The sequence below is a fragment of the Flavobacteriales bacterium genome, assembly GCA_019694795.1.
Lineage (GTDB): Bacteria > Bacteroidota > Bacteroidia > Flavobacteriales_D > UBA2798 > UBA2798.
This window is the reverse complement of the sequence record JAIBBF010000048.1, coordinates 1-20826: the sequence shown is the minus strand read 5'-3', so window position 1 is coordinate 20826 and position 20826 is coordinate 1. Positions and strand designations below refer to the sequence as shown.

Below are 20826 nucleotides of genomic sequence, written 5' to 3'. Positions count from 1 at the left end.
GATGTAGCGGGAGATGCCGTGAAAGAGATCTATAAAGAGATCCAATTGTTGCGCCAGGAAAAAATAGAAGCCGAAGAACTTCACATGGTGAAAAACTATATGCTGGGTTCCTTTTTGCGCAATAGCGATGGTCCCTTTGCCATGGCCGATCGCTTTAAGGGGATCTATTTTTACGGACTCGATTATGGCTATTATGAGCATCATTTGGAAAAAATCAATCGTATTAATTCCGAAGAGCTTCTCGAATTGGCTAATAAGTACCTTGATCCAGAATCACTTACAGAAGTACTGGCAGGTAAAAAATAATTGGCAGCAACTTTAACGGTTTCTCTGCGTCTTTTTCATAACAAAAACGCTAGTTTTCCGTTTAATTGTCAGTCTTGAACACCGCATTATCGTCAATCTCCTCTATTCTCCGTCAAAGCCTTGTTGCCTTGGCCCTGATAATGCTTTGTTTTGTTCCAACGAATTCGAAGGCCACGCACTTACTGGGAGGCGATATCACCTGGGTGTGCAACGGGAATGGAACTTACACGTTTCAATTGCGGATTTTCAGAGATTGCAGTGGTCCTTCCATTAGCACAGCGGGACAATCCCTTCGTGTTTGGGATCACCCTACCATTTCGCAAATTCCGCTCACATTTATTTCGCAAACTGATATTTCTCCCAATTGCACACAAGTGACGGGTGGGTCTCCTGAGATCGATTGTGCAGCGGGAAATCCAAATGCTGTTGAAGAATATATTTTCCAATCACAAGCTATTGCCATCACCGGGGTGCCACCTGCACAGGGATATACGTTTACCTGGGATGCATTCTCGCGACCGGCATGCGACAATTTGCTCAATGCTGCTACCTACGGATTAACGTTACGCGCAGTGATGTATGCCGTTGGTGGTAATCCTTCGGATCCCTGCACGGATTCATCTCCGCAGTTTACTTCGAGTCCGCTTTACACCGTATGCGCAGGTTCTCCTTTTGTATTTCAACAAAACGCTTTTGACCCGGATGTGGACAGTCTCGTTTTTTCATTTGGAAATCCATTGGATCAAATAGCAGGTGGTGTTTATAATCCGCCCGCCACTCCCATTAGTGTTCCCTATGTACCGGGTTATTCGGTCAACAATCCTTTACCCGACGCATCATTCAATGCCGGTAATACGGGAGCGACAATTAATCCTTCTACCGGAAATATTTCCTTCACTTCATTTACAACCGGGAAATTTATCATTGTTTCGAAAGTACAATCGTACCGGAACGGACAATTAATTTCTGAAGTGTACCGCGAATTTTTGATGGTGATTCTTACTTGTCAACCCAACAATGCTCCGGTAGTTGTTCCGCCATTTGCAGGTGGTACTTCATGGAATGCAACGTTTATTGCGGGACAAGCCATCAATTTTTCGCTCAATAGTGTAGATCCGGAATTATTACAGGATGGTAGTCCGCAATCGAATATTCTTACTGCAACGGGATTACAATTCGGAAATAACTTTACCGATCCCGCCAATGGATGTTTGAATGCTCCTTGCGCAGTTTTAAATTCGGCCTTACCCTTGGTTGGAACACAAGGCACCGGTGTGATTTTCGATTGGCAAAGCACCTGCGATCACATTCCACCCGGAGCTTCTTCTGCCTTGTACACGTTTGAATTTTTATTCTCCGACAATTTTTGCAGTATACCGGGATATACAGCCGGAACGGTTTCCATCACTCTGGTGCCTCCACCACCTGTAGCCGCACCAGAATTGCGCTGCGCCGATGTGGAATTGAATGGAGATGTCACCTTAACCTGGGCGCCACCGAGTGATCCTTACAACACCTTTGTGAAATACGAAGTCTACAATGGCGGTACTTTAATTGGCACCATTGCATCCATTGGAACCACCACCTTTACACATGTAGGTGCCGATGCGCAAAACGGAATGCAAACCTATCATGTCGTTTCCTATTCCGATTGCGGATCGATGCACACCATGGGATCTGATACCATCAGCACCATGTTTTTGCAAGTGAATAATCCCGCCAACGGAACTGCGCAGTTAACATGGAATCCGTTATTGACTCCAAACCTCGTTACATCAACCGGCTATTATCAGATTTACCGCGAATTCCCGGCAGGGACATGGACCCTTATCGATTCGCTTCCATACGGTACCAATGTGTATTACGATACCATCACGGTATGTAGCGATTCCATCAATTATAAAATTGAAATCGGAGATCAGATTGGATGTATTTCCAATTCGAGCATCAACGGAAAATATTTCGAAGATATTCTCGCGCCCTATATTCCGGTTATTACCAATGTTACGGTTGATTCACTTACCGGATTAGCACAAATCAACTGGAATGTTAACGCAGCAGGCGATACGCAGGGCTATATCATTTTACAAAATCAGGGAGGAAACTGGGTAATAATTGATACGGTTTTAGGAATCAATAATACCTCGTTCGAATATTTATTATCGCAGGCGGGACTCACATCGGAATCGTACGGAATTGCTGCTTTCGATAGCTGTTTTTCGGGTGTACCACCTACGTCGAATACGTCTGCAATGGGGACCTTCCACAGCAGTATTTTCCTTACCAACTCACTCAACATTTGTGAACGAAGTGTTGCTTTAAGCTGGACACCCTACGTGAATTGGCCGAATGGTGTTTTAAATTATTCTGTTTTTGCCTCTGAAAATGGTTCAGCTTATACACTGGTTGGAACGACCACCTCTTCCACATTCACGCATACAAATGTAAACCGGGGTTCGGTGTATTGTTATTTAATCATCGCAGAAGAAAACATCACAGGAGTGAAGTCGATGTCGAACAAAAGTTGTCGCTTTATCGCTCAACCCGCATTACCGATGTGGAATTACCTACAAACGGCCACTGTAGAAAATAACAGCATTGAGATTCGATGTTTTGCAGATCTTGCAGCTACCATTCAACATTACCGCATTGAACGGACGGATGATTTAAGTAATCCATTTGTAGAAGTGGGAACCGTTAGTCCGGTAAGTAACCCCACCTCCTATTTTGATCCGGATGCTGATCCGAATTCGGGTAGTTATTATTACCGCGCCATTGTGGTTGACAGCTGCGGAGATGATGCAGGTGCATCGAATAATGGCAGAACTATTTTCCTGAGCGTAGATGGAAATGATTTACTCGCCATTAATACCCTGCAATGGAATGCATACGAAGATTGGGATGGTACCATTGTGGAATACCGTATCTACAGAAGCATTAATGGCATTTTCGATCCTGCCCCGATTGCCACGGTACCTCCAACGCAATTGTATTATGAGGATGATGTAAATAGTTTCCTTAGTTCTACCGGAGAATTCTGTTATTATGTAGAAGCTGTAGAATCGCTGAATAGTTTTGGAATTGCTGAGTTGAGTCACTCCAACATTGCCTGCACCACCATCGATCCGATTGTTTGGGTTCCGAATGCATTTATGATAGGCGGCATCAATGAAATTTTTAAACCGGTATTGAGTTATGTCGACTTTAACCAATATCAATTACGCATTTTCGATCGCTGGGGCGAAGTGGTTTTCCAGAGTAATGAAGTCAACCAAGGTTGGGATGGAAAATATAAAAACGAACTCTGCCGCGAAGGCGTTTATGTCTGGCACATTGAATTTACCGACGGATCCGGCGAACATTTTGAAAAAAGAGGATTTGTAACACTATTAAAAGCGCCTGCAAAATGAAGAAATTGATATTCGTGGTGATTGCAACCGCAGCTATTTTATTGCCCTTTTCCTGTAAGAAAAATAAAGAACTTACCATTGTAATTGAAGGTACCATCCGCAATGAAGGAACATTTGATGCTGCACAAGGGGTAACCGTAAAAATAAAATATCAGGAAGTTGGTAGCGGAACTATTTCTACGGCCTACAAGACCATCGCTACAACCACAACCGACGCCAACGGACACTACCAGGTAAGTTTTACCAAACCTAAGGCATCTGAATTTCGATACGAATTAAGTTCGCCCTATCATTTTTCTGTTGAAACAACGGAGTCGGCAGATAATGTTTCTGCTTCTACCACCAATACCCGGGATTTTACGGTTGGAGCCATTGGCTGGTTTTCGGTTCACATTAAGAATGCAAGTCCGCAAACCATCCAGGATCAATGCATCTATCAAAACACCTCCGAAGCTTATGGATGCACCGGTTGTTGTTCCAATGCTGCATATACATTTCAGGGGACAAGCGTAGATACCACAGTGATTTGTCAGCGTAAAGCCGGTTCTAAAATTAAATTCAACTGGATCGTATTCAAAGGCGGGAACAACCTGATGTATTCCGATTCGGCCCTGGTAGTGCCTTTTGACACGACTGTTTACAACTTGAATTATTAAGCGTGATGCTTTTTTTCTATTTTGGCATTTCTAAATAACTGCTGCAGTGCAAACACGCCTACTCTTTTTGCTTATCCTTTTTAGCTTTTTCCAATCTGCAGCTTTTGCACAGGACGATAAAAAGAAAAAATTTCTGAAAGACCCCATGGATCAGGCAGTGATGGATTCGGCCGATTTCTTTTTTCAGGAAAAAAATTATACCGCCGCTCTTCAGCGATATAATCGATTAATGAAAGATTTCCCCGAAGAACAAATCTTACTCTATCGATCTTCTATTTGTGAACTCTACCAACCCGATGGTGTGGAACGTTCGCTTCAATACTTGCAAAAAGTAAACATTACCAATTACCAGCGCGATCATAGTCAGTACTACTATGCCCGTGCTTTAATGCTCAATTACAAATTCGAAGAAGCCATTCCGCAATTTGAAAAATACATTGCCAACAAATGGTCGAATTTCGAAAACAGAGCCTTGGCAGAAGAATACATCATGAACTGTAAAAACGGAATTAACTTAATGCTAAATCCGGTGGCGGTGGACATTGTAAATATTGGCAGTCCCATCAACAGTCCCTCCTCCGAATATGTACCACTGATTAATTCTACCGGCGATATGATGTTGTTTACGTACCGCGGACCCAAATCACTCGGTGGACTGCAAAAACCCGTTAGCAGAAATGATCCTCCCGAAGGCAGTTATAATGAAGATATTTTTATCAGTACGAAGAATCCGGATGGAACCTGGACAGAACCAAAACCGGTGGAAGGCCCTGTGAACACCAAGGCAAATGATGCTGCAGTATTTTTATCGGACGATGCACAAAAATTTTACATTTTCAGATCAGTTCCCGGCGATGAAGGTACTTTGTACATGAGTGAGCTCGACGGAAATCAATGGGGAACTCCCGAAAAATTATATGGTAAAATAAATTCACCCTGGTGGGAAGGAAGTATTTCCATTTCTGCGGATGGTCGCATTGCCTATTTTTCAAGTGAACGTCCGGGTGGATTTGGTGGCAAAGATTTATATACGGCCGAATTACTCGAAGATGGGTCTTGGGGTAATATCAAAAATCTGGGTCCATTCGTAAACACCAAATACGATGAAGACGCACCCTTTATTCACCCCAGTGGCGAATTCATGTTGTTTTCTTCGAAGGGACATAATTCCATGGGTGGTTACGATATTTTCAGAACGGATCTGGTGCAAGATTCGACTTGGTCGGAACCCTTTAACATTGGCTACCCCATCAACACACCGGGTGATGATATTTATTATGTAATAACCGGCGATGGTACTGCTGGATATTATTCCTCCGGTAAAGCAGGCGGATTCGGATTACAGGATATTTATAAAGTGGAACCGGGGATTATTGGAAAGAAAATCCAGATGGTTCGTGTTAAAGGAACAGTTACACTTGATGATCAACCTGTGTATTCGCAGATTAAAATCACCTATCAGAAATCGGGTTTAACGCAAGGAATTTACAACACCAATTCGGTGAGTGGAAAATACCTGATTAACCTACCGAAAAACAGAGAAATTGTGCTGAATTATTTTCTGGATGGATACGCACCGCAAACCAGAAACCTGAGTACGGTAGAAGTCAACGAATTTTTCGAAACGACTATTGATGTCCAGTTTTATTCCGAAGCCTATTTACAAAAACTAAAACAAGCCAACGATTCGTTATCCTTATTAGCCACACGCGATACCACGCTTCGCAAAAACAACAAGGAAAATACAAGTGGAAGTTCGCTCACCCGTGCGGAGATTATGGAGAAATATGGCGACCTCAACATTCCGGGTTTGACCTACCATGTGCAAATCGGTGCATATAATCTTCCTCAAAATTTTAGTTATACGCAAGTATTAAAACTGGGTCAGGTAGAAAAACAAAAACTCGACGATAACATCACTCGTTTCACTATTGGCACACAACAAACATTCCGCGAAGCCAGAGCTTTTTGCGATAAAGTGATTGGCGCAGGAATCAGTGATGCATTTGTAACAGCCGAATACAAAGGCAAACGTTACCTGATTGCAGAATTGGTAGCGATGGATTTTAAACTGCCATAATTACAACTGTACACAAGGCAACATTCCGCCTTTTGTTTTGCAATTACTTTTCGTCTTTTTTTTCTTTTTCGATTTCGCTTTTACGCGACCGGCACTCTGACTGTAATGCGCAACTTTTTTCCGTTTTACAGAAGTTGGTTTTGCTTTTTTCTCTTTTTTATTGAATGACAAATTCAAATCCAGATCTGCCGAACCGAAATCTGTTGAAAAGACTTCTGGTTGAACTGACGATTTTTCTTTATTGTTGGATTTGGTCTCCAGTGAAATCTCAACGTTCTTCTGCTGAGTTTCTTCAACTAAAATTTCGTTTTGCACTTCCTGTTCCGGAATGTTATCGATGTTTTCAATCAGAATTTGCGGCTCGGCATTGAGCTGATTACCGATTTCAATATTCACATTGTTATCCTGAATATTATCTATAATGACAAGCTGTACCGATTGCACTTCATTTTGCCGTGCAGGATTACTCTGAAATTGTTGTTGTTGGTAAGGCGGAGTAGTCTGGCGTGGAGCAGTGTTTCCCGAAACAGGGTTAACTGAATTTGCCCTTTGCTGGGGATTGGTATTTGTACGAACCTGCAGACCCGCATTCAGGTTAGTATTCAGTCTGACATTAGAAGATTGATTAAAATTATTGCTCTGAACATTGAAATAATTCACCTGAACTACCGATTGATTGGAAGTTGATGATCGATTATTCAATACGTTTCCCTGTTGGATGGATACATTACTTCTTTGCTGTGCAAACAGGCTGAATGGCAGAAAGAGGGTAAAAAGAAACAGTCCTTTCATTGGCAGATTTTTTATGCTGTACCCGCCAGGGAAAGGACCGTTCAATCGAATATTAACTTTTTATCGGATCATCAGTTTTTTCACACTGCGTTCACCCGTTTGTTTCTCGACAACAATCAGATAAGAACCAGCGGCGTATTGGTCGGCATGAATAAAATAGCGCGATTCCCCAGCCGGAAAACTACCGGTGTGAATCGTTTCTACCAGATTCCCCAACATATCATACATTTTTACCGCACCGCTAAATGGAGCAGAAGCCTGTACCGGAATACAAGTGATGGCCGATGCCGGATTCGGGAATACATCCATCAGTTCCACATTTGAATTTTCTTCAACCGAAGAAGCAATATCCAACACCTTGAAATGGAAATATCCCTGAGGAGCAACGATAGGTCGAACCTGCGTTTTTCCGCTCACTGAATTTCCTTCCACATAATAATACAAGGTGGTCCCTGCAGGGTGTGCAGGAATCGAAGCGGTCCAATGATCATTACCAATAGAACTCATGGCAACCGCCGTGTATCCTGTTCCCGGAGTGGTAGACCAATACATCGTTGCAGAACTAATTCCACTTTTGTGTCGAATGAGTGCATCCACTAAATAGGGGTTCACTTCATCATAGGTATCCGGCAGATTCTGATGCGAAATCAACATCGGATCGGCCACACCAATGTTATTGGTGATACAATGGATAACACCTCCGGCACTGATCAAATTGGCATTGGTATTATCGGCATCGATGGTGACAATATTATAACCGGGAAGCGACTCCGTTAAAATGCGAATAGCCGTTGTATCATATTCTGTTCTGTAAGTGGGAACAATCACAGTTTTATTTACAAATACAAAATTCGCGTAGGTTCTGTAATAAGCACCTCCAAATGGAGCACCTGGATATCCTCCGCCGGTGGAAGGAACCATAGGAATGCGTACAATTTTATAAGGAGTTCCAAATACAGAATTAAACGTGGAAGTGACATATAAAATGTTGGCTTCTATTTGTGGACCATCACTCACTCCATCAGGAAATTTTCCGACGAGGATTGTTTCTTCATCCAAAAATTTCATGTGCATATCGATGTGGTGAATATCATCGTAAGGCAATGTTTCCATTTTAATATAGCGGTCAATCCCCATAAAATGTTTCATAATGGTATCAACATCCGCTTCTGATTTTACGGTTACCGAATAGGGATTTCCGGCATCGTTTTCATCGAGGATTAATTTCGATGCAAGCGCAGTTCCGAATCCATCTACCATCCAATTCCCACCCGTATTCACCAAATCGTTTGGTGCCTGAGTAGTAGAATACAAACCGATTCCTTTATAGGCAGCATAAGCATCCGGCATTACATCATCACTAGGGCGTGGACGGTTATAAATCCACTCAACCAGTAAAACGCTATCTACATCATTCTTATATACAGTATGCGCTCCATAGTCGCGAATCCAGATGGAATTAAAAGGTACTTCCAGATAATTGATGTTAGTTAAAGGAACACCTTGTCCGGTAAGATAGCTTTTCACGGCATTTGAATCGGTACAATGAATCAACACCTGAACTTCTTCCTGAGCAGCATCTGCGATTTGTGCTAAAATCGATGTATAACTAGTCCAGGTAATCACCAGCGTTTGCTGTTCCTCCCATTGGGCCATGGTACGAACCGGAAAAGGAGGAGCAGTACTCACTCCACGTCCGGAATTCCCGAAACGATACGATCCACTCAACATAATTTGTTCCTCGGCAGGGGTTAATCCCGCAGGTAAATTCTGTTGAGAAAAGGCATGAAGCTGAAAAACAAGGAATAAAAGGAGGGTAGAAAATCTTTTCATAGCGCAATTTTGATAGCGTCAAGTTAATAAAAATAGCCCGCCAAAGCCCGCCGATTCTACATTTTTAAAAAAATCAGAAATTTTTGGTACTATGTATTGCATAATACCTGTTTTAATGTATATCTTTGTATCGTTAAATACCAGACAAAGCCTGTATATGGACATCGATAATGCGAAAGCACAAATGAAAAAAGGGGTTTTGGAGCTATGTATCCTATCGATTTTAAAACGCCAGGAAGCCTATCCGGGCGATATCATCGAGGAAATGAAAGCTTCAAGAATCATTCTTGTGGAGGGTACTTTATATCCTTTGCTCACCCGGCTTAAAAATGCGGGACTACTTACCTACCGGTGGGAAGAATCGACTTCGGGTCCACCGCGTAAATATTATAAGCTCACCCCCGAGGGTGAAAAATTTCTGGAGGGATTACTGGAAGCCTGGGACGACCTCGTAAGAACTGTAAAATCTGTTAGTGTAAAAAAATTGAATTGATCCAGCCATGAATAAGACTATTTCTGCCAATGTAGGAGGTTTCGTATTTAATATCGAAGAAGGAGCCTACGAAACACTTTCGCAATACCTGAAAGCGATCCGAAAATCGATTGGTGCTGATGAGAGCATTGATGAAATTATGCAGGATGTAGAGCATCGTATTGCAGAATTGATGAAGGAAATATTGCAACGCGAGCACAAAGAAGTGATCGACGCAAATAATATCCGTGAAATCATTTCCATTATGGGAGAACCTGAAGTATATGCAGGAGAAGATTCAAAAAACGAATCACAGGAAAAGAAACAGGAAAATTATTCCGCCAAAGCCGATAAACAATTTTACCGCGATCCGGATGATAAAATGCTGGGTGGGGTTTGTTCCGGTGTATCGCAATATTTTGGATGGGATCCTTTATTTCTGCGAATTCTTTTTGTGGTGTTGTTCCTGGGATTTGGAACCGGATTATTACTCTACATCATATTATGGATCATTATTCCTCAAGCGAAAACTACCAGCGAAAAACTCAGAATGCGTGGAGAAAAAGTAGATGTTGAGACCATTAAACAACGATTTAATGAATTTAAGAAGGACGTCGAAAATCTAAGCACTCCCGAAAACCAGAAAAAAATGAGGGAGTCCACCGCAAAATTCGGTGATGCCGTGGGTGAACTTGCCATGAATTTCTACCATATTTTCGGAAGAGCCTTGGGTGTATTTTTATTGATCCTCGGTGTAATATTCATGGTTTGGTTAATCCGGGCCACCATCTCTTCTGCTTTTATTTTTTCCATTAGCGACGAAGGCATTTCCAATATCGATTTTAATCAATTCGGTGTTTCATTTTTCGGATCCGACCTGCGTTCTAATTTGGTGTTTATCTCCATTATTGCCTTTTGCCTGATGCCCATTGTAGGAATTATCCTCGCCGGAGTGCGTTTGCTGTTCAAAACCAAAATGAAATTCAAAGTGGTAGGTGCAATTATGGGTGTCTTTACCACTGCCGCCATCGCAACATTGGGTATTATTGGTGTACAAACAGGAATGGATTTCTCCAGTGAAAATCACCAGGAAGAAAACAGTATAGTGGCGCAGCATTCCGATACCCTGATTATTCAATCCAACCACGACGAATTTTTCTCTGATCATTTTAAAGGTCATCATGAAGCCTTTTTCGAGTTGACCAAATTCACGGAAAAACAAATTGTATACGGATTTCCTATGCTGGATATCGAACGTTCCATCGACACCAATTTCCACGTGAGAATTATTCGTGAAGCCAGAGGTTCGAGTCAAACAAAAGCCATCGAACGCGCTAATCATATTCAATATCACTATACCGTAATCGACAATAAAGTAATGTTTGATCCATGGTTTAGTGTTCCTTCTTCAGATTTAATCCGTGCTCAATCGATTCGTGTTAAAATTGAAGTCCCCATTGGTAAATATGTCTACCTCGACCCAAGTAGCGACCGGATCAATTACGACATTCAAAACATCTACGATTTGGAAGATGAAAAAATGGTAGGAAAACTGTGGATGATGAAAGCAGGAGGATTGGAATTGGCGGGACAGCCATAAATAAAAAGGGACTCTTTCGAGTCCCTTTTTCATGTTTATTGTTTTACAAATTTCAAGGTCCGGATTCGGTCGCCATCACTGATGCGCACAAAATAAATTCCCGGCGAAAAAGCAGAAACATCCATACGGTGATTTAATCCACCCGCCATTGAGCTGTTTCGGATAATTTTACCACTTAAATCTAAAATTTCCACTTTAAAATTACCGGAATTATCATTCAGATTTACCTGAACAAAATCAATGGCAGCCGTTGGATAAATGGATACAGAAATATCCGATTTAGTTTCCTCTACACCATTAGCAGCAGTAACAATAATTACACCTTTCATCCCCATGGAAGCATGTGGCTGACAAACATAATAAAAGGTACCTGCAGAAGTGAGGTTAACGGTTCCCCCTCCAAATCCCAATGAAAATCCACCATTGGAAGTGTTTCCATTTGAAGACCAGGTGGCCTGACTAACCTCTACTACATTGTGCTGATTTCCCAATGTAAAATTAACCGCATCACCCACAACAGCATTCACAGTGTCGGGAGTAAAGGTAAATCCTGAATTAGTAACGGTGTAAGTAGTCTGTGCATAAAGAAAAAGGGCGTAATGCAAAGCCCTGCGACAAGTAAAAAATTCTTCATATTCAACGGTTTTTGGTGCTTCAATTTACAAAAAAATTCATTGTAAACACCTGTTAATTATCGATATCGTTCAAGGCCTATTTTTACTTATCTTTATCCACTGAACCAAGTTCAATCATACCGATCATGTTGAAAGAAAAAGAGAACGTAAAAGAAGAGTTGACATTTGAACAATTCCGTAATCAGGTTTTAGAAGATTATCGTCTTGCCAATATCAGCCGTGAGGCTTCCCTGTTAGGAAGAAAGGAAGTATTAACCGGTAAAGCCAAATTCGGAATTTTCGGCGACGGAAAAGAATTAGCTCAGATTGCATTGGCAAAACAATTCCGCAATGGCGATTTCCGTTCGGGTTATTACCGCGATCAAACCTTTATGATGGCCATTGGCGAATTAACCGTTCAACAATATTTCGCTGCATTATACGCACACACCGATATTCAGCACGAACCTGCATCGGGCGGACGACAAATGGGTGGTCACTACTCTACCCGTTCGCTCAATGAAGACGGCACCTGGAAAAATCTGACTGAAAAGAAAAATTCCTCTGCAGATATTTCACCTACTGCCGGACAAATGCCGCGTTTGTTAGGTTTGGCCCAGGCATCCAAATTATTTCGCAACAACGAACAATTGCATGCCTACACCCAATTCAGTAATAAAGGAAATGAAATTGCCATAGGCACCATTGGTGATGCGAGTACATCCGAAGGATTATTCTGGGAAACGATGAATGCCGCCGGTGTATTACAAGTTCCCATGTTGATGAGTGTGTGGGATGATGGATATGGAATTTCTGTTCCAAAAAAATACCAAACCACTAAAGAATCGATATCTGAAGCATTAAAAGGATTTCAGCGAAAAGAAGGTCAAAAAGGCTATGAAATTTTCGTTACCAAAGGTTGGGACTATGTTTCACTTTGTGATACCTACGCTAAAGCAGCAATGGTTTGTCGCACCGAACATGTTCCTGTATTGGTGCATGTAGAAGAAGTAACTCAGCCGCAAGGCCACTCCACTTCCGGATCGCATGAGCGATACAAGACCAAAGAGATTCTCGACTGGACACGCGATTTCGATTGCATCAATAAATTCCGTGAATGGATTTTAGCGTATTCTGCCAATTCCGGTAAAGCAATTGCAACGGAAGCTGAATTGGACGAAATTCAAAAAGAAGCGAAAAAAACCGTACGCGACCAACAGAAAAAAGCCTGGGAAGAATTCCTTGCTCCAATTAAAAATGAATTAAATGAAGTTGTTTCCTTATTGGATCAATTAGCCGCACAATCGTCTAATGCTGCCTTCATCTCCAAATTGCGCAATGAATTATCATCTGCCATTGAACCCATCCGCAGAGATATTTTATCTACCGCCCGCAGAGCTTTACGCTATGCAGCACATGAGAATTCCTCGGCCAAACAAAATTTAGCCACATGGATTAAAAAATCCATTAACGATAATTACGAACGTTACAGTTCACATTTATACAGCGAAACGGCAGAAAGTGCATTACGTGTTTCACCTGTTCCCGCTCAATACGATGGTAATGCAGAAATGGTAGACGGACGATTGGTGCTTCGCGAAAACTTCGACAAAATTCTGGCTGAAAATCCATTGGTTCTAATCTTTGGAGAAGATGCCGGATTTATTGGAGATGTAAACCAGGGTCTGGAAGGAATGCAGGCGAAGTACTCAGAATTACGTGTATCAGATACAGGAATTCGTGAAGCAACTATACTAGGACAAGGAATTGGATTGTCGATGCGCGGTCTTCGTCCCATTGCCGAAATTCAGTACCTCGATTATTTGTTATACGCATTGCAAATCATGAGCGACGATCTGGCAACGGTTCGCTACAGAACAAAAGGCGGACAAAAAGCACCGCTCATTGTACGGACCCGCGGTCACCGTTTAGAAGGCATCTGGCATTCCGGTTCTCCAATGGGAACAATCATTCATGCATTGCGGGGAATGTATGTTTGTGTTCCAAGAAACATGGTGCAAGCAGCAGGATTTTACAATACACTTCTCGCTTCAGACGATGCAGCATTAATTGTTGAACCATTAAATGGCTACCGCAAGAAAGAAAAAATGCCATCCAACATTGGCGAATTTAAAATTCCATTAGGTGTACCTGAAGTGGTAAAAGAAGGAACGGACCTTACCATTGTTTCATACGGATCCACATTTAACTTGTGTGTTGAAGCAGCGCAACTCCTCGAAGAAGCAGGTATTTCGGCTGAATTGATCGATGTGCAAACATTATTGCCTTTCGATATTCACCATGTGATTGCCGAAAGCCTGAAAAAAACCAACCGCTTACTTATCGTAGATGAAGATGTTCCCGGTGGAGCATCAGCATTTATGCTCGATAAAATTTTAGTGGAACAAAAAGGATTTTTCCATCTCGATTCAGAGCCCCTTACCCTGGCAGCCAAAGAGCATCGTCCGGCCTACGGTTCCGACGGCGATTACTTCTCCAAACCAAGTGTAGAAGACATTTTTGAAACTGCCTATGGAATGATGAACGAGGTAGATCCCGACTCCTTCCCAGAAATCTACTGACGATCAAGGACTCCGAAAAAACGGGGTCCTTTTTTTTAGGCACGAAAATTGTTGTTTTCAGCATCAGAATTATCCAATGAAAAAGACATTCCTACTTTTCGCTATACTTTTTTCCGGGCTCATCGCCAAGGCAGATCCCCCGCCGGAAAGCATTTATGCTCAATTTATCGATCGTGTGTTAACTCAAATTGAAAACACCAATATTGTGCTTAACCCCACAACCGATAAAATGTTGAGATTACGCATTCAGAAGAATTATGAGATTTTCGATCAAAAAGGAAAAATTGTAAAAAAAGGAAACGGAAAAGAAATTGATGTCTCCGATCTTCCTGCCGGAAAATACACCATCAAATTCGATAAGGATTATAATCAGATTGAATACTTCACCAAAAAATAAAGCTTCCATCCGGGAGCTTTTTCTTTATTGATCCATTGTATATTTGTTCAAACTGCATTCCATGTTTAAACGCATCACCGAGAGTGAATCGCTGCATAGTGATCTCGAAAAAAAATCTTCGCTTGAACTTCTCAACGGAATTAATCAGGAAGATCAAAAAGTAGCCATCGCCACGCAAAAAGCAATTCCAATGATTGCACCATTGGTGGATGTAATAGTAGAGAAAATGAAAAACGGCGGACGATTATTCTATATGGGTGCGGGAACGAGCGGACGATTAGGAATTGTTGACGCTTCTGAATGTCCCCCCACATTTGGAGTTCCGCACGGATTGGTAATAGGACTTATTGCCGGTGGTGATGCAGCCATTCGCAAAGCGGTGGAATTTGCCGAAGACAGTAAAGAACAAGGCTGGAAAGATTTACAGGAACATGAAATCGGAAAAGAAGATGTTGTTATTGGTATAGCTGCATCGGGAAGCACTCCTTATGTAATTGCGGCATTGGAAAAGTGTAATGAAATGGGAATTGTAACTGCTTGCATCACGTGTAATCCGGGAAGTCCACTTGAACAGGTATCCAAATTTCCCATTGTTGCGGAAGTGGGTCCTGAATTCGTTACCGGAAGTACTCGCATGAAATCGGGGACAGCTCAAAAATTAATTCTTAATATGATTTCTACTTCGGTGATGATAAAACTCGGAAGAGTAAAAGGCAACCGGATGGTGGATATGCAACTCAGCAACGATAAATTAATTGACCGCGGAACCCGTATGGTTATGGAAGCATTGAATTGCGATTATGAAAAAGCCAACGAATTGCTGAAAAAATACGGAAGCGTTAGAAAAGCCATTGAGGCGAATCATTGATAATTCACAAATCGATGCAGAATCGTTAAGTGCCTTTCTGCTATCGATTCATTCCTTAGTTTTGCAAAAAAAATACTATGCGCCAAATCATTGAACAAGCCTGGGAAAACAGAGAACTTTTAAAAGAAAAATCGACCCAGGATGCCATTAATCAAGTGATAGAAGAAATTGATAAAGGTCGACTCCGCGTAGCTGAACCTATTGATGGTGGATGGCAAGTGAATGAATGGGTGAAGAAAGCCGTGGTGATGTATTTTCCAATCCGGCAAATGGAAGTTATTGAAGTTGGACCATTCGAATTCCACGATAAAATGTTACTCAAGCGCAATTATAAAGAACTTGGTGTGCGCGTAGTTCCGCATGCAGTGGCGCGTTACGGAGCCTTTATTGCACCGGGAGTTATTCTCATGCCATCTTATGTAAACATTGGTGCTTATGTAGATTCCGGTACAATGGTAGATACCTGGGCAACGGTTGGTTCTTGTGCGCAAATTGGTAAAGATGTTCATCTGAGTGGTGGTGTTGGAATTGGTGGAGTACTTGAACCATTACAAGCTGCTCCAGTAGTAGTGGAAGATGGATGTTTTATCGGATCCCGTTGCATTGTTGTTGAAGGTGTTCGTGTAGAAAAAGAAGCGGTGTTGGGTGCCAATGTGGTACTCACCAAATCCACGAAAATTATTGATGTTACCGGAACACATCCGGTAGAATACATTGGAAGAGTTCCATCACGTTCGGTGGTTATTCCCGGATCCTACACCAAAAAATTTCCTGCCGGCGAATACCAGGTTCCCTGTGCATTAATAATTGGTCAACGTAAAGCCTCTACCGATTTAAAAACTTCGCTCAACGATGCATTGCGCGAATACAATGTTGCCGTATAAATTCATTTGAAAAAAATTCTCATCATACAAACCGCCTTCATTGGCGATGTGATTCTGGCCACTCCGGTGATTGAAGAAATCAAGCGATTATTTCCGGATGCCGAACTGGATGTTTTGGTACGAAAAGGAAATGAATCCTTATTAAAACCGGATTCATCACTTCACCAGGTGATGGTTTGGGATAAAAAAAACGGGAAGTATCGTCAACTCTTCCGTCTTGCCAAAATCATTCGGAAAAACAAATACGATATGGTGATCAATCTGCAACGATTTGCCGCTTCGGGTTGGCTCACCTGGTTTTCCAAATCGCCCATGCGCATTGGTTTCGATAAAAATCCTTTTTCATTTTGCTATCATAAAAAAATTAAACACGAAATCGGCAACGGCAAACATGAAACGGAACGCAACCTCGAATTGATTGCTGATTATGGCGCAAAAAAAGAATTGCGTCCAACCCTACACTTCACCTCGCAACAAGAAGAGCATGTGCGTTCTTACAAAAACGGAACGTATGTTTGCATGGCGCCCAGCTCAGTTTGGTTCACCAAGCAATTACCGGAGGAAAAATGGATTGAACTCATTCGAAAAATTGAGTCCGACACCACCGTTTACCTTATGGGTGCACCGGGCGACCAGGAAATGTGCGAACGAATTTTGCATCAGGCCGGACATCCCCGCTCTGAAAATTTATGCGGAAAATTATCGCTTACCGAATCTGCTTTGCTCATGCGGGATGCTCAGATGAATTATGTTAATGATTCCGCACCGCTGCATCTCGCTTCTGCCATGAATGCTCCGGTTACTGCTTTCTTTTGTTCAACATTGCCCGAATTTGGATTTGGACCTCTTTCTGATGTTTCCATTATTGCTCAAACGCAAGAGAATTTAGAATGCCGGCCTTGCGGATTGCACGGAATGAAGACTTGTCCGAAAGGACATTTTAAATGTGGACTCACCATTCCCATAAAACCCTAAAACAAAAAACCTCATCCCGAAGAATGAGGTTCCCTGCTCTCTTTACTTGCACTTATTTATAAACTTCGTAGGTAGTTCCATTCATGTGGAAAACAACATTTTCTCCGAAGGATAAATACTGATTAAACTCTGCGCTTTGTCCTTTAGCCAACTCAAAATATTCCTTGCTGTACATTTGAACCTTCACTACATTTTTACGATCATCGGTTTTTAAGGTACCATCAACCCACTCATTGTTTTTCTTGTAGAAGGTTTTATTACCCACATTCTTCACTGTTTGTGCTTTAACCTGAGCCACATCATCTACATATGCATCTTTCGATTCTGCCATTGGTGCCATTTCAACTTTATCGTTATTCTGCATACTGTTTTTATAGGAACGTTGCGAATTTCCAAGCGAACCACTCACTACATTCAACTGATCAAGATTTTGCTCGGTTTCGCGAACATTCTGACTCACTTCATTTAAGTTCACATCCTCGCGGGCAAGGAATGCTGTATATGGAGTAAGGATTCCATATTCTTTACTCAGGCGAACCAGTTCATCCACCAGTTCCGGATTTTTTCCATTCAGGTCAATCTGATTAATTAAATGTCCAACCCTGCGCGATGCCCAGATTTTCTCTACATAATCATTGTTCTTGTTACCATTGTGAGAAACAAACTCAACCGGGAACGTAAATGTTTTTTCTACACCATTATTTTTTCCTTTAATGGTCACATTCGTTTTTCCGGGTTTGGTGTATTTACCCACCCAAACAATTTGTCCGCCACGGAATAAATCAGGTAAAATTTCCGGATAGGTAGAACGGACATTCATGCCATCGAAGGAAATGGATATATCAGTTAAAACGGGACTACTAATATTACTGTACAATTTAGCCACACTGGCTTCAATGTCTTCACCGGGACGAACATACTCGCTTAATCCTCCGTTAGTGGTCGACAAGCGATCGAGCAATCGTGCGTTTACATCATTTCCTACACCGAAAGCAAATAAACGTGCTTTCACTTTATTGGCAGATGCACAATTTCCGGAAATGGAAAGTTCATCCGTTATACCGGCAGTTGGTAATCCGTCGGTAAGAAATATAATGTAACTGGGATTGGTATTATCGGTCAACATCCCCATCGCAGATGTTAGTGCTGAATTAATATTTGTACCTCCACCGGCACTTATACCATTAATATAGGTATAGGCTTCTTCGAAACTAGATTTCGAATAGCGTTGCATTTCAGGTTTAAAATTCTCAATGCGGTCGTCGTAGGCTACAATATTAAATAGGTCACCATCATTTAAATTACGCATTACAAATTCGAGCGCTCCTCTTGCCTGCGAAATTTTTTGTCCGGCCATCGATCCGCTTCTGTCAATTACAAACACTACATTCTTGGTCGACTTCTTCACCGATTCTTCAATCGATGGACTGGCAAGCAACATGAAATAGCCATCTTTATCTGCAGCAGCCTTATAACTTAATAATGATGCACCCACTTCTCCCTTATCGATGGTAAACACCATTTTAAAATCGGAAGTTGGAAGTACATAATGTTTCTCCATTTTAATGGAAGCATTTTTTTCGCCGGTGCGTTTAATAACGATATCATCGGTTGGACTATAAATCGATTTGATGCCATCGGTAGATTCGAGTCGCGCATTTAATGTTACGGAACGTAAAGCTTTAGCTGAAAATTTTTGTGTGCCGAATGGATAAACGAAGTTCACGGCATTCATATTTCTGTCGCAAACTTGCGTGTACCTTACTGTTATGGTACGTTCTTCGCCAACCTGAATCGGGAAAACGGATGTCTTAAACAATCCATATCCCACATATTCCATTAAAGCCGGATCTCTTTTTCGGCGAACGATATCTTCATATATGCCGCGGGCTTCTTCCTGTTTCATTAATTGACCGGGAACTTCTTTTCCGTTCACCATCATCATAAAATTCTGTACTACGCCGGAATTCGGTAAGGGAAAAAATATTTCCACTTCCAGTGCACGGTTACCCGGATTATAAATGGTTTGGGTCACCGTAACATCTGCAATCTGATCCTTAATATTAGCATCAACATCGATGGCCAATACTTCATAAGCATTGTTTACAGACAGATCCTGAAAAGAACCATTCTGACTCATCCTGCTTCGGTCCCAACTTTCGGACGTGATAGCCATTTGCGATTTTACTGCACCGGAAAATCCGAATAAACACAGCGTAAATAAAAATAAGATCCGCGATTTCATGATTTCAAATTTTAAGTCCGTACACGAACGTTCATCAAAGGTTCAATCGCAACACAAAAAAAATGCACTTATGTTAAGTCGTTGAAATCCCTTATATTTACATCACATGGAAAAGGAACTAATTGTACCCTACATGAACTTTCTGCGGCAATTTGTCCGCGAGGAACGATTACAACGCTTCGAAGAAATTCTTAAGGATCGAACCTCCTACATCACCCTGGTGATTGAAGATGTGTATCAGCCACAAAATGCAAGTGCAGTAATGCGTACCTGCGAATGTTTGGGCATCCAGAATCTCCACATCATCGAGCAGAACAACAAATATGTATTGAATAAAGATGTTGTGGTTGGCGCATCAAAATGGGTTCGGGTTCAAAAACACAGAAAGAATTCCAACAACACACAAACCTGTTATCAACGTCTGCGTGAAGAAGGTTATCGCATCATTGCAACTACTCCAAACGATAACGGACATACACCGGAAACCCTTCCGCTGGATCAAAAAATTGCAATCGTGTTGGGCACCGAGGGTGATGGATTAAGCGAAACAGCAAAAAAAGAAGCGGATGGATTTTTGCAAATCCCCATGTACGGATTCACGGAGAGTTATAATATTTCGGTTGCTGCTGCAATTATTTCTTATCAGTTAATTCATCGTTTGCGCAATGAAAAAATAGATTGGAGATTAAATGAAGATGAAAAAAATGAAGTGATGATTCGATGGATGAAAAATGAATTGAAGAGGTCAGATTTGATCGAATCAGAGTTTTACACAAGACATGGTGGAAAAAAATAACACATATTATATGGTATTGCAAATCCTTGTTCTAAATTTACATCACAAATCAAACCCTTAAAAATTAAACATCATGGCAAAAGCAACAAAAAAGAAAGCTGCTCCTAAGAAGAAAGCAGCTGCAAAGAAAGCCGCTCCTAAGAAGAAGGCTACTGCAAAGAAAGCTGCTCCTAAGAAGAAAGCTGCTGCAAAGAAAAAAGCTGCTCCTAAGAAGAAAGCTACTGCAAAGAAAGCTGCTCCTAAGAAGAAAGCTGCTGCAAAGAAAAAAGCTGCTCCTAAGAAGAAAGCTGTTGCAAAGAAAAAAGCTGCTCCTAAG

General features: G+C 41.6%; 17 protein-coding genes. 13 read left to right on the top strand and 4 right to left on the bottom strand.

The features are described 5' to 3' along the window. The 4 genes from K1X56_12125 to K1X56_12110 all read left to right on the top strand — a co-directional run. The coding region (locus K1X56_12125) for a hypothetical protein (GenBank protein ID MBX7095458.1) at positions 1–306 on the top strand (306 nt) is incomplete at its 5' end. Between the two features lie 74 nt (positions 307–380). After that, a complete protein-coding gene (locus K1X56_12120; protein MBX7095457.1) occupies positions 381–3716 on the top strand; it encodes a gliding motility-associated C-terminal domain-containing protein in 3336 nt (1111 codons plus the stop codon). Then, positions 3713–4372 (top strand): hypothetical protein, encoded by a 660-nt coding sequence (locus K1X56_12115; protein ID MBX7095456.1) that lies wholly within the window; start codon positions 3713–3715, stop codon positions 4370–4372. Before K1X56_12120 ends, K1X56_12115 begins: the two co-directional genes overlap by 4 nt. Positions 4373–4418: 46 nt before the next feature. Beyond that, positions 4419–6452 carry a hypothetical protein gene (locus K1X56_12110; GenBank protein MBX7095455.1) on the top strand — a complete coding sequence of 678 codons (2034 nt, stop codon included), beginning with the start codon at positions 4419–4421 and terminating at the stop codon, positions 6450–6452. On the opposite strand, the gene K1X56_12105 is transcribed toward K1X56_12110, so the two are convergent. Continuing rightward, positions 6453–7244, bottom strand: a complete 792-nt coding sequence (locus K1X56_12105) for a hypothetical protein (protein MBX7095454.1) — start codon at positions 7242–7244, stop codon at positions 6453–6455. A 60-nt stretch (positions 7245–7304) separates the two neighbouring features. Continuing rightward, positions 7305–9077 (bottom strand): agmatine deiminase family protein, encoded by a 1773-nt coding sequence (locus tag K1X56_12100; GenBank protein MBX7095453.1) that lies wholly within the window; start codon positions 9075–9077, stop codon positions 7305–7307. 157 nt (positions 9078–9234) lie between these two features. Between K1X56_12100 and K1X56_12095 the strand changes: the two genes are divergently transcribed. Together K1X56_12095 and K1X56_12090 are read left to right on the top strand one after the other, a co-directional pair. Beyond that, complete coding sequence (locus K1X56_12095) at positions 9235–9570, top strand: PadR family transcriptional regulator (protein ID MBX7095452.1); 336 nt, start codon at positions 9235–9237, stop codon at positions 9568–9570. Positions 9571–9577: 7 nt separating this feature from the next. After that, positions 9578–11149 carry a PspC domain-containing protein gene (locus tag K1X56_12090; GenBank protein MBX7095451.1) on the top strand — a complete coding sequence of 524 codons (1572 nt, stop codon included), beginning with the start codon at positions 9578–9580 and terminating at the stop codon, positions 11147–11149. Positions 11150–11184: 35 nt separating this feature from the next. Here K1X56_12090 and K1X56_12085 read toward each other — a convergent pair whose 3' ends face one another. Further along, positions 11185–11754, bottom strand: a complete 570-nt coding sequence (locus K1X56_12085; GenBank protein ID MBX7095450.1) for a T9SS type A sorting domain-containing protein — start codon at positions 11752–11754, stop codon at positions 11185–11187. A gap of 155 nt (positions 11755–11909) precedes the next feature. Between K1X56_12085 and K1X56_12080 the strand changes: the two genes are divergently transcribed. The 5 genes from K1X56_12080 (at position 11910) to K1X56_12060 (ending at position 17469) form a co-directional block, all read left to right on the top strand. Further along, the gene (locus K1X56_12080; GenBank protein MBX7095449.1) at positions 11910–14345 is read left to right on the top strand and encodes a transketolase; all 2436 of its coding nucleotides are present in this window, start codon (positions 11910–11912) and stop codon (positions 14343–14345) included. Positions 14346–14421: 76 nt separating this feature from the next. Next, positions 14422–14742, top strand: coding sequence for a T9SS type A sorting domain-containing protein (locus tag K1X56_12075; GenBank protein ID MBX7095448.1), 321 nt, complete (start codon positions 14422–14424; stop codon positions 14740–14742). 61 nt (positions 14743–14803) lie between these two features. Next, entirely contained in the window at positions 14804–15610 is an 807-nt protein-coding gene (gene murQ / locus K1X56_12070) for an N-acetylmuramic acid 6-phosphate etherase (GenBank protein MBX7095447.1), read from the top strand. Between the two features lie 77 nt (positions 15611–15687). Further along, positions 15688–16494, top strand: a complete 807-nt coding sequence (locus K1X56_12065; GenBank protein MBX7095446.1) for a 2,3,4,5-tetrahydropyridine-2,6-dicarboxylate N-succinyltransferase — start codon at positions 15688–15690, stop codon at positions 16492–16494. 6 nt (positions 16495–16500) lie between these two features. Then, a complete protein-coding gene (locus K1X56_12060; protein MBX7095445.1) occupies positions 16501–17469 on the top strand; it encodes a glycosyltransferase family 9 protein in 969 nt (322 codons plus the stop codon). Between the two features lie 52 nt (positions 17470–17521). Here the strand turns inward: K1X56_12060 and K1X56_12055 are convergent, their stop codons facing one another. Continuing rightward, positions 17522–19714, bottom strand: coding sequence for a VWA domain-containing protein (locus K1X56_12055; GenBank protein MBX7095444.1), 2193 nt, complete (start codon positions 19712–19714; stop codon positions 17522–17524). A gap of 106 nt (positions 19715–19820) precedes the next feature. Between K1X56_12055 and K1X56_12050 the strand changes: the two genes are divergently transcribed. Beyond that, complete coding sequence (locus tag K1X56_12050) at positions 19821–20510, top strand: RNA methyltransferase (protein ID MBX7095443.1); 690 nt, start codon at positions 19821–19823, stop codon at positions 20508–20510. A 73-nt stretch (positions 20511–20583) separates the two neighbouring features. After that, positions 20584–20826: hypothetical protein (locus K1X56_12045; protein MBX7095442.1), on the top strand; the 243-nt coding region annotated here is incomplete at its 3' end.